Here is a 10,893-nt window from a genome sequence, read left to right as displayed (position 1 = left end):
TTTCTTAACAACCAAGTATTAACCGTATTTACTCGTCATCAATTGCTTTTGAAACTGCAATTGAGTTTTACAGAATTTTCCGGACTAGATTCAGTTACTTTAAGCAGGTGGTCAACTGGAAAAACCACTCCTTCTTTCTATAGACAATTACTCATAGCTCACGTTGCAAATAAAATCGACGTATACTTAAGTTGGGAGAAGTTGGAAAAAACAGCATTCACTAGTAATAAATCATACTTGGACTACACTTCTCAATTTAATAACCCTTACAGCTCCATAATGAATATAAAAAAAAAGTACACCATCAACTATAGCTTTAAAAAGAACTATAAATGCAGAGAAATTTATCATTATGCATTAAAAATCAAATCTATTAGAGAATTATCTTCTCGTTTAGATAATAACAAATACTACTTGGACGTTAATGTATTTCATATAAGCAGCAATAGTGGGTCGGAATCCGTTATTTACTTCTATGACGACTGTAAATACATGTACAACCTTACTAACATTACTTATCTAAAAAAAAACCAAATATACCCAGATAACTTGGTTTGGTTTGGTTTAGCATATCAACAAAGTTCTATACATTTCGAAATACTTGCTGGACTAGCGTTTAATCATTTGATAAGAAAATATGCTCAAAGAGCACATGCTATTTTCACAGTTAGAGGAAAGAAAAGTATGTTGTTCTTTGAAAAAATAGGAGCCACTAGATTAGCGATAGACAACCAGAATGATGAATATGGGAAAATATATCTTTATACAATACAAATTAAAAAGATTTTCGATATCGCAGAGGTAAAAAACTTAGTATTAACGTCCGATACTTTATATCAAGAATTGATACCCAACTTACAAACATATAAAGCATCAACTAAAAATTTTATTAATTAATTTTAATGTTATCTTAAAAAGCCTCCTTTAAAAAAGGAGGCCCTTATTTACATTTCTAATATTACGATATTCATTTCCTAGCAATGCAAGATACACCTTTGTTTACGATGCTTTTATCAAGTTCTATTGTTTTCCTATCAAAAGTTCTAGTATTGCGCCTATCAAAAGAACCATTCATATCTAAAAGTTTAGTAAGTACCGGATCATTTACTAATTTTGTTTTAGTATGATGCTCGTGAGTTACAGGCCAACCATAAACTGTACCTAATGTACCGTGGTTAGCATTGTTAATTATCTCTCCTGATGCATTAATTATCTCTCCTGATTTTATTGATTCTTCTACTTTTGAATCAACAAAATCTATTAATTCACTTAACGTGACCCTGTCCCAATTATCACGGCCTGCAAGTTTTATGTCTCTTAAGTATTTGCACCACAAGGCATATTGAGAATCGTTTTCATCATCAAACTGATAAAACCGTCCCGAAGTATTACCCATTTCATACTGACCTCCAATATACGTTTTATAAACTCTATCAGCTTTTGTTGAGCTATTTCCTACCGGAATAAAATTGTGATGTTTAAGAAAGCCGGCACTAGGGTTAGAGCTGAACCAATTACCATCTTTATCATCAGCCACCTTCAAACACTTACCAATATACTTAAATCTTCCCTTATCATTCATCTGCTGTCCACATACACCGGGAAATTTAGTATCACTACTAGTACCAACATACATAGCATACCCATCACTTGTGACTCCAGCCTCTTTATACTCTGCAAAAATATCAACTCTTCCACTACTTTTTGCAGATAAAATCCCGTCGCCAGTTGTTTCAATTATCTCATCATTATCACTACGCCAAACTACTAAGCTTGTGATGTCACTTTCCGTACCATCTCTATATTTGCCAACAGCTTTAAGTTTAATGTTTGAATATAAGAGCATTTGTTGTGGGTTAGTTATAACAATTCCATTTGTCGCAGGATAAATTACAATAGAACTAAGATCAGTGATATCGTCACGCCCACCGTTCTCTGTACCTGTGCCACCCTCTGTACCTGTGCCACCCTCTGTACCTGTGCCACCGTTCTCTGTGCCCGTGCCACCCTCTGTGCCCGAGCCACCCTCTGTACCTGTGCCACCGTTCTCTGTACCTGTGCCACCCTCTGTGCCCGTGCCACCCTCTGTGCCCGTGCCACCCTCTGTACCTGTGCCACCCTCTGTACCTGTGCCACCCTCTGTACCCGTGCCACCGTTCTCTGTACCTGTACCACCCTCTGTACCTGTGCCACCCTCAGTACCTGTGCCACCGTTCTCTGTGCCCGTGCCACCCTCTGTACCTGTGCCACCCTCTGTACCTGTGCCACCGTTCTCTGTGCCCGTGCCACCCTCTGTGCCCGAGCCACCCTCTGTACCTGTGCCACCGTTCTCTGTACCTGTGCCACCGTTCTCTGTACCTGTGCCACCCTCTGTGCCCGTGCCACCCTCTGTACCTGTGCCACCCTCTGTACCCGTGCCACCGTTCTCTGTACCTGTGCCACCCTCTGTACCTGTACCACCCTCTGTACCTGTACCACCCTCTGTACCTGTGCCACCCTCAGTACCTGTGCCACCGTTCTCTGTGCCCGTGCCACCCTCTGTACCTGTGCCACCCTCTGTACCTGTGCCACCCTCTGTACCTGTGCCACCGTTCTCTGTACCTGTGCCACCGTTCTCTGTGCCTGTACCACCCTCTGTACCCGTGCCACCGTTCTCTGTACCTGTGCCACCCTCTGTACCTGTACCACCCTCTGTACCTGTGCCACCGTTCTCTGTGCCTGTACCACCCTCTGTACCCGTGCCACCCTCTGTACCTGTGCCACCGTTCTCTGTGCCTGTACCACCCTCTGTACCTGTGCCACCCTCTGTGCCCGTGCCACCCTCTGTACCTGTGCCACCGTTCTCTGTACCTGTGCCACCGTTCTCTGTGCCTGTACCACCCTCTGTACCCGTGCCACCCTCTGTACCCGTGCCACCCTCTGTACCCGTGCCACCCTCAGTACCTGTGCCACCGTTCTCTGTGCCCGTGCCACCCTCTGTGCCCGTGCCACCCTCTGTACCTGTGCCACCGTTCTCTGTACCTGTGCCACCGTTCTCTGTGCCTGTACCACCCTCTGTACCCGTGCCACCGTTCTCTGTACCTGTGCCACCCTCTGTACCTGTGCCACCGTTCTCTGTGCCTGTACCACCCTCTGTACCCGTGCCACCCTCTGTACCTGTGCCACCGTTCTCTGTGCCTGTACCACCCTCTGTACCTGTGCCACCGTTCTCTGTGCCTGTACCACCCTCTGTACCTGTGCCACCGTTCTCTGTGCCTGTACCACCCTCTGTACCTGTGCCACCGTTCTCTGTACCTGTGCCACCCTCTGTGCCCGTGCCACCCTCTGTACCTGTGCCACCCTCTGTACCTGTGCCACCGTTCTCTGTACCTGTGCCACCGTTCTCTGTGCCTGTACCACCCTCTGTACCCGTGCCACCCTCTGTACCCGTGCCACCGTCACTTCCGAACTCAATACCTATCAAATTTTCTGAGAAACCAGAAAATGCATCCTCACCTTTACAACCTGAAACCGCTATTCCAATAACGATTAACGCTAATAGATGTCTGTACAGCTTAGCTTTCATTTTGTATTCCTTATAATCAACTTACACTTCAAATTAAAAGGACTTAATTAAAATATTCAGTTTTATAAATCATCGAAACGCCGTTTTCTTAATAACCACTTCCACCCTTCTATTTTCCGCTCTTCCAACAGTAGTTAAATTAGACGCTTTCGGGCTACTTTCTCCTTCACCAAAGACCATCATACGATCTGGAGAAATTCCGTTTAATACTAATAAATCAAACACAGAAACAGCACGTTCTAAAGATAACTTCTCATTATATAACTTAGTTCCAGTGGAATCTGAATGCCCAACAATATCAATCATGTAGCTTGGGTTTTCATTTAAAAAACCGACCAACTCAATTAACTTATACCGACCATAAGAGCTTATCTTAGAACTATTAACTGAAAAATTAGTTGAATCGAAAGTCATAAATACAAACTTATCAGAGTCTTCAGAAACCCCTTCATCTATAACAATTTCCACTTCATTTACATATTCTGTTTTTTTGTCATACCTCGAATTTAAAAAGAAGTACTTACCTCCGACAAATAACCTATGTTCATCATACGAACCTGTAATATTACTACCAATATCATTAAAGTATTTGTAACCAGTAAAGATAGAAATTTCCGGTGACAGTTCATACCCGGAACCTAAGCCAATAACAGGTGAAACCCCAGAGGCTCTTAGATCAGACTTGATATTATCAGAGGAAGAAATACTTGATTTATTTACCTTCCAATACGCAGCACCTACTCTTCCAAAAACATAAAACTTTTCACTCAGAAATAAATCGTATTGAACGCCAGTTTCGAAAGATGAGACATTTATATCAACGCTACTTTCACTAGCAACATACTCTGAATCAAAAGAGTAAGTAAAATCAAAATTAATATTTTTTCCAAACATAACACCGGCAATTAAACTTTTACCAATACCAGTGGGCTCAGTATATCCAAACGAATCGTCCTCAAGATCACTATAATAAACAGACAATCCAAAATAAGGGCTAGCACTATATCCTTCGAAATAATTAGATTCATTTTCATGAAAATCTAAACTTCCACCATACACAAAGAAAGGCGTACTAATTAAAGGAATTATCTGCAATACATAAATGAAATAAATATTTTTACTTATAGATAGCCTTAACATAATCCCAGTTCCATTTGCTAACTTCGTCTTATGTTAACTACAAAATTGCAGCTTTAATTAGCAATCAATTTTTACTTCCCCCTTTGAAGCCAACTTTGTTTCATTAAATATCTAAGGGGAACCTAAATTCAGCTTTCTATGGCGATAATTTCCAGTAAATCCAACACAAAAAAGCCAGTAACGTTAGTTACTGGCTTACTAAAAATCGTCAACGTATTTTAGGACGAGACAATTTAATGATTTACGCTTAAAAGCCCAAGCTTGCTGCGATATCAGATTCGCGCTCGACAACCCACTGGCTGTCGAATGGTCCCCAATCTGATAATTGATAATAGCCGTCGTTGTGACGTCGACCATCTTGAACAAAAGCAAGCTCAATACCGATACCGGGTAACGCCTTAATCACATCTTGAATTGTGCGGCGCGGCCACCCTGTTTGCTCGATCAGTTTAGGCACATTTGGCCTCTCTAAATGTTCAACTAACAGAGCTAAATACAAACGTCTCGCAAAAACAGGACTCAGTTCCATTGATACCTCCTATAAACTTCAATGCACATTATTTCTGTTTTGCCGATTTGTTTGTTGCGTTTGATCAATAAGTCGCCATTACCCCCCTTAGCTAAGGGTATTTTTTACTCATCAAAATATATGCGTCACATTTTTGATTTGTTGTGGCAATCAATTTTCCATACAAATAGTTAGGGTTTGCCAAAGCAAAAACGAAAAACGGCCTTGCTGAACATCAACAAGGCCGCATATTCATAAAAATTACCGAGACTTAGTGAAAAATAGATACGCCAAATGCCCAATGCAACCGATAGAAAAAATGGACACGATTAGCCAGTCAAACCACCCAATTTCACTACCGGTGAAAAGAGCAAACGCGATTTGGCACCACATCACTAAAGTGACAATGTAAGGGGAAAGTGCAGCTGCTAGCATGAATTATCACCACCCAGAAAAGAAGCGAGATGCTTTCTTTGAGAGTGCTTTACCGATATCGATCGCCTCTTCTACGGTCTCTTTTGCATAGTCTGAGGCTTCTCGCGCGGCGGATTCAAACGCTTCATTCCTCTCTACCGATTTGTCATCTTTTAAGTCTGGTCGGGTTACCTCTTCCCCAAAAGATTTACCCATCATGTTGCCAGCTACCCCACCGACCGCGGCACCAATAACCGTCCCCACAACCGGTACAACAGAGCCAACGACCGCTCCGAATTTCGCCCCAGCTATTGCGCCAGTTACCCCACCAGCAACTTTACCCGCCTTTGCCATACCAGAGTCAATGGAGCCATCAACTTCTCCGAACTCCCAGCAGTTTGCCACCAGCGTCTGGTACTCTTGCTCACATACAGCGATTAACTCTGGATCATCATGCACTGCCTGAGTTAGCTCTCCGTTTTCGTCAAGTACGCCCTGTATATAACAAAATGCACCTTCCATCGCTTCGAGCAAATGACTCACCTCAACGCCTCGAGAATGCATTTCATCCAATGCACTAAGAACAATGGGTAGAGCGCTAGATCTCACTATCGGGCGTAATTGAAGATACTCAGGCATATCTTCAATATCTTTTAATCCCTCACGAGTAAAATAGCGGATCGGATTCGATCCCATGCGAAAACCGTCTGATACCTCACGAATGAATTCCTGTGTTTCGCTGCGAGATAGCATGTTTGTCAGCACTAACTCTGTCGCCTGCAAAGCAGTGTCGGGATAGAGGCTCTCTACTTCGCGGTAAACACCATAGTCTTCAGAAATATAGTAAGTAACATATTCAATGACATCGAGATGCAAACGAGCAAGACTCGAATAGGCGAGTTCTTCACAAGCAAGTTCATGCTTGACTAGTTCCATCAGCAATACATAAGCGGATGAGTGCAATGTTTCGACAGAATTCATTAGATCAAGTCCACCAAATCGTCACTTAAATCAACTGCACCACTCATAAAGTTGCTTGCTAGCTCATGGGCATCGGTTGAGTCCCCAACAATCGACTTGGTCAATACGCCGTTTTCAAACACATTTGCACCCATGGCGTTTTCTTGAACAAAACTATGGCTTCCATCTGCACCATTAAAGTGTTTATTACCTAATGCATCTTCACGAGTTGTCCCTAAATATTGGCCAGAACCATCGTAATGATTGGTGCCAAATGCATTTTCAACTTCATGATGAGTAGGGCTTGGGCTGCCCGGCTGGTAATAGTGAGTGCCTAAATTAAACGGTGATTGAATCGATGAACCAATGATCTGTCCATTAGCAGAGAACAAGCTCTGAGTATCAAACATGGTGGTTTTCTGTATAAACGACATTGCTATAAACCTGAGATTATTTCTGAGTCAATTGAGCTATCTTTGCGTCGAGTGCAGCTATGTCTTCTAAAAGACTTTTTGCTTCTGCCGACTTGGACCATTGAGTAAATGCTTTTGAGCCTTTGTCTGTAATGGTGTAAGACTCGATGGTTTGCGTAAAACCGTTGACATCTTTGCGACTAAACGTCAGTGAGTTCTTTGCAAGCTCTAACCAAATTGCACCTGCTGATTTAACTTGCCCTTTTGGGTCAAGCAAAATAAACGAACCATGCTCAGAGGCATACGCTTCTATGTTTCCATTGCCATCTTTACGAATGACTGTTACCAGTATTTTATTAGGCTTGTGAGCATTAAACTCTCTCACTAAAGCTGTTTTCTCTTGTTGTAAGGCCTGTTTCTGTTGCTTTGCTTTTTGCTGTTCTTGGCGCTTTTCTTCACGAAGAGCTTGCTCTTTGGCTGCCTTCTCCGCTTTTGCCTTTTCTTCAGCCTGAGCTTTTGCTCTCTGCTGCTTTGCAAGCTTTTCTTGCTCAATAGCTTGTGGAAGCATCACTGCGTAAATATCTTCAACCACATTGTGGTACATCACTCGCTCTTTAACGCGGCTATAGTAACCACCGCAAGCATTTCTTTGCTTATAATCTTGGTTAGCTGGGTTTAAAGCCTTCACCTTTAAGTCTTGCTCTTTCTTCGCAATGATCTCTTGTGTCTTTGCGCGAAGTTCTTGTTGGGCTTGCTTCACACCACTTTTTGACCAAAGCAACTTTTGTTTTATTTTTAGCGTATTAGCAATGTAAGTCACTTTACTTTTATAAGGGCGCTTTTGATCTTTCGCGACTCGCAATGCTCTTTCAGCGTCAGAAATGAAGTTCTTAATAAAACCGCTTTTAGGCGATCCAAGCTCTACACAAACTTGAGGAGATTCGTAGGTCAACTTATTAGGGTTGTTAGGTAAACTATCTTGATTCGCTAGTGCGACGCCCGAACTTAGCAGTAATAAGCCTGCCAAAGACAAATGTAATTTCATGTTTTTCTCAATGATCGCAATAAACCCAAAGGCAATAGCAAGCCAATTATTAAATCAGTACCAAGGCAACGCCAAGTGCCTAAATAGTGACTTGCTACATGGTTCTATCCCAAAACCTGCCTTTACTTTAGTCATCGCAATACCTTCTGCCAGACTCGCTAATTGGTACGTCCAACGCACATTAACAGTATGGCATTCCAACTGGTCATTATCTACTATTTTATCGCACTTCACATCAATAAAAAGAGGCCGAAAGATAAGTTGCTGTGTTCATTTACCAATGAAATGAAACCTGCACGCGTCACACTTTTTGTCTCATGTTCAACTTCCTGATAGGATTCAGAAATAACAAAAAAGTCACTTCGAAGGATAACTATGAAAGTCACTATGTATGGCATTCCAAATTGCGACACCATCAAGAAAGCTAAAAAATGGCTTGAAGCAGAAGGTGTGGAATTTGAGTTTTACGATTACCGTAAGCAAGGTATTGATAACGCGATGGTGAGTGAGTTTTGCGAAGCGCTAGGTTGGGAACTGGTTCTTAACAAGCGTGGGACAACTTACCGTCAGCTCAGCCAAGAACAAAAAGATGGCTTAAACCAAGAGACCGCTATCGAGCTATTGGTTGAGCAACCAGCGATGATCAAACGCCCAATTCTCTTGGTCGATGGCCAATACCACATTGGATTTAAAGCGGATCAATACGCCGCTATTTTTGCGTAGCAATAAGCCCTAAGTAGTTGGCATTGTGCAGTAATCCACTACAACGCAATGCCAAGTATAAAGAGCAATAAAAGGATTTTAAAAATGACAGACAGCCCAGTATTGGCTCTGGCTAAAGATTTAATTAGCCGTCAATCGGTTACCCCTGAAGATGCGGGTTGCCAACAAGTAATGATTGACCGCTTAAAAGCGCTCGGTTTCGACATTGAAGTCATGGTGTTTGAAGACACCACGAACTTCTGGGCTCGCCGTGGAAGTGAAGCCCCACTTTTCACCTTTGCAGGTCACACAGATGTAGTGCCAGCAGGGCCATTAGAACAATGGCATACCCCACCTTTTGAACCTACTGTCATCGATGGCCATTTGCATGGCCGAGGCGCAGCCGATATGAAAGGTTCACTTGCGTGTATGGTTGTTGCGGTAGAACGCTTTATTGCCGAGCATCCGGATCACAAGGGCTCGATTGCTTTCCTGATTACTTCCGATGAAGAAGGCCCATTCATTAATGGTACCACCCGCGTGGTTGATACCTTAATGGCGCGTAACGAAATCATTGATATGTGTATCGTAGGTGAACCTTCATCTACCCATGCAGTAGGTGATGTAGTTAAGAATGGCCGTCGTGGTTCTATCACTGGTGATTTAACCGTTAAAGGCACTCAAGGCCATGTGGCGTACCCACATTTAGCTAATAACCCGGTTCACCAAGCACTGCCAGCATTATCAGAACTGGCCGCAACCAAGTGGGATGAAGGCAACGAATACTTCCCCCCAACCAGCTTCCAGATCCCGAATGTGGCCGCTGGCACTGGCGCATCCAACGTTATTCCGGGTGAGTTTGAGGTTCAGTTTAATTTCCGCTTTAGTACTGAGCTTACTGATGAAGAAATCAAACGACGTGTGCACTCTACCCTTGATGCTCACGGGTTAGATTACGATCTTAAATGGACACTAAGTGGCCAACCTTTCTTAACCGATACCGGAGCTTTGCTCGATGCGGTAGTGAAAGGCGTCTCTGACGTAAACCACAAAGCCCCTGAATTGCTGACCACAGGTGGTACATCTGATGGTCGATTCATTGCTCAAATGGGAGGTCAAGTGGTTGAACTAGGCCCTATCAATGCGACGATTCACAAAGTGAATGAATGTGTCAGCGTAGCAGATCTAGAAAAACTGACTGACATGTACCAAAACATCATGGAGAACTTATTGGCATGATGATGACGCCCGAGCAACTAACTGGAAAAAACCAAGACCATTTGGTTGAGGTTCTATTTGGTCAAAAACATTTTCTTGTCCATCAGCAAGTCAGTGAAGATTTGCTTACTTTACGAGAGAGTGCAGCTCGGGCAGGTTTTAATCTCAATATTGCCAGTGGCTTTCGAGATTTTGAACGTCAGCGAACCATTTGGAATAACAAGATGGCAGGCCACACTGCCATTTTAGATAGCGACAGCCAACCACTCCAGCATGAGAGACTCAACGAGTGCCAAAAGGTGTTCGCAATTTTACGTTGGTCAGCCCTACCGGGCGCGAGCCGTCATCATTGGGGCTGCGAGTTTGATGTCTTTGACCGTGATTCTTTACCGCAAGATACTCAATTGCAACTTGAACCTTGGGAATACTTAACAGGCCATCAAGCCAATTTCTATCAATGGCTAAAAGACAACCTCGCACAACATGGCTTCTTCTTTCCGTATGCACGAGACAACGGCGGTGTTGCTCCGGAGCCATGGCATATTAGCCATCACGCAATTTCAACGCAGTGCCAACAGCAATTAACACTTGAAGCACTTGAGCAACAGTTAATGTTATCGCCTGTTTTGGGACAAGAGACAGTACTTCTGCAACTAGAAAAGATCTACAATCAATATATTACTAACATCTGTGGAGTGGAATGATGGACTTACTCATGAACCCTTGGGTTATCATCATCATAGTGGTGAGCGTGATCGTTGGTAATATCATGGTGCTCAAATACACTGCCAATATGAAATTTGGTCAGATGCAAAAGAAAAAACCACCAACAACTGAAGATGACCAACCCGATGACAAAACCTCATAACAGGTCAACTTTAACCATGTACTAAATCAAAAAGACCCGCAATTAACTGCGGGTCTTTGT

Annotated in this window: 10 protein-coding genes and 1 pseudogene; 5 read left to right on the top strand and 6 right to left on the bottom strand. The window is 43.0% G+C overall.

Translation table 11 applies throughout. The features are described from left to right. A pseudogene (locus tag OH461_RS13040) lies at nt 1-897 on the top strand (hypothetical protein); the annotation flags it as partial. Between the two features lie 70 nt (nt 898-967). Here OH461_RS13040 and OH461_RS13035 read toward each other — a convergent pair. From OH461_RS13035 to OH461_RS13010, 6 genes are all read right to left on the bottom strand, one after another. Beyond that, nucleotides 968-3,565 carry a hypothetical protein gene (locus tag OH461_RS13035; RefSeq protein WP_270021043.1) on the bottom strand — a complete coding sequence of 866 codons (2,598 nt, stop codon included), beginning with the start codon at nt 3,563-3,565 and terminating at the stop codon, nt 968-970. Between the two features lie 69 nt (nt 3,566-3,634). Beyond that, nucleotides 3,635-4,705, bottom strand: coding sequence for an OmpA family protein (locus OH461_RS13030; RefSeq protein WP_270021042.1), 1,071 nt, complete (start codon nt 4,703-4,705; stop codon nt 3,635-3,637). A 247-nt stretch (nt 4,706-4,952) separates the two neighbouring features. After that, nucleotides 4,953-5,234, bottom strand: a complete 282-nt coding sequence (locus OH461_RS13025; RefSeq protein ID WP_270021041.1) for a winged helix-turn-helix domain-containing protein — start codon at nt 5,232-5,234, stop codon at nt 4,953-4,955. 420 nt (nt 5,235-5,654) lie between these two features. Continuing rightward, on the bottom strand, nt 5,655-6,608 hold the full coding sequence (locus OH461_RS13020; RefSeq protein ID WP_270021040.1) for a glycine zipper domain-containing protein: 954 nt from the start codon (nt 6,606-6,608) through the stop codon (nt 5,655-5,657). Continuing rightward, entirely contained in the window at nt 6,608-7,021 is a 414-nt protein-coding gene (locus tag OH461_RS13015; protein WP_270021039.1) for a hypothetical protein, read from the bottom strand. Before OH461_RS13015 ends, OH461_RS13020 begins: the two co-directional genes overlap by 1 nt. 16 nt (nt 7,022-7,037) lie before the next feature. After that, on the bottom strand, nt 7,038-8,045 hold the full coding sequence (locus OH461_RS13010; protein ID WP_270021038.1) for a hypothetical protein: 1,008 nt from the start codon (nt 8,043-8,045) through the stop codon (nt 7,038-7,040). Nucleotides 8,046-8,420: 375 nt separating this feature from the next. Here OH461_RS13010 and OH461_RS13005 point away from each other — a divergent pair, with 375 nt between their 5' ends. From OH461_RS13005 to OH461_RS12990, 4 genes are all read left to right on the top strand, one after another. Next, nucleotides 8,421-8,768 carry an ArsC family reductase gene (locus tag OH461_RS13005; RefSeq protein WP_270021037.1) on the top strand — a complete coding sequence of 116 codons (348 nt, stop codon included), beginning with the start codon at nt 8,421-8,423 and terminating at the stop codon, nt 8,766-8,768. An 84-nt stretch (nt 8,769-8,852) separates the two neighbouring features. Beyond that, nucleotides 8,853-9,986 (top strand): succinyl-diaminopimelate desuccinylase, encoded by a 1,134-nt coding sequence (gene dapE / locus OH461_RS13000; protein ID WP_270021036.1) that lies wholly within the window; start codon nt 8,853-8,855, stop codon nt 9,984-9,986. Then, entirely contained in the window at nt 9,983-10,669 is a 687-nt protein-coding gene (locus OH461_RS12995) for a M15 family metallopeptidase (RefSeq protein ID WP_270021035.1), read from the top strand. The genes dapE and OH461_RS12995 overlap by 4 nt, the downstream gene beginning before the upstream one ends. Next, a complete protein-coding gene (locus tag OH461_RS12990; protein ID WP_443088458.1) occupies nt 10,666-10,833 on the top strand; it encodes a DUF2897 family protein in 168 nt (55 codons plus the stop codon). Before OH461_RS12995 ends, OH461_RS12990 begins: the two co-directional genes overlap by 4 nt. Nucleotides 10,834-10,893: the final 60 nt, after the last annotated feature.

Origin of the sequence: Vibrio sp. LaRot3, assembly GCF_027587025.1 — a bacterium.
GTDB lineage: Bacteria > Pseudomonadota > Gammaproteobacteria > Enterobacterales > Vibrionaceae > Vibrio.
Note: the sequence above shows the minus strand (reverse complement) of the source record. Positions and strands in the feature narration are given on the sequence as shown.

Bases quoted from the DNA above. Each gene is read 5' to 3' on its own strand.
- dapE (WP_270021036.1), top strand. From the start codon at position 8,853: ATGACAGACAGCCCAGTATTGGCTCTGGCTAAAGATTTAATTAGCCGT.
- OH461_RS13030 (WP_270021042.1), bottom strand. From the start codon at position 4,705: ATGTTAAGGCTATCTATAAGTAAAAATATTTATTTCATTTATGTATTG.
- OH461_RS13035 (WP_270021043.1), bottom strand. From the start codon at position 3,565: ATGAAAGCTAAGCTGTACAGACATCTATTAGCGTTAATCGTTATTGGA.
- OH461_RS12990 (WP_443088458.1), top strand. From the start codon at position 10,666: ATGATGGACTTACTCATGAACCCTTGGGTTATCATCATCATAGTGGTG.
- OH461_RS13025 (WP_270021041.1), bottom strand. From the start codon at position 5,234: ATGGAACTGAGTCCTGTTTTTGCGAGACGTTTGTATTTAGCTCTGTTA.
- OH461_RS12995 (WP_270021035.1), top strand. From the start codon at position 9,983: ATGATGATGACGCCCGAGCAACTAACTGGAAAAAACCAAGACCATTTG.
- OH461_RS13010 (WP_270021038.1), bottom strand. From the start codon at position 8,045: ATGAAATTACATTTGTCTTTGGCAGGCTTATTACTGCTAAGTTCGGGC.
- OH461_RS13015 (WP_270021039.1), bottom strand. From the start codon at position 7,021: ATGTCGTTTATACAGAAAACCACCATGTTTGATACTCAGAGCTTGTTC.
- OH461_RS13005 (WP_270021037.1), top strand. From the start codon at position 8,421: ATGAAAGTCACTATGTATGGCATTCCAAATTGCGACACCATCAAGAAA.
- OH461_RS13020 (WP_270021040.1), bottom strand. From the start codon at position 6,608: ATGAATTCTGTCGAAACATTGCACTCATCCGCTTATGTATTGCTGATG.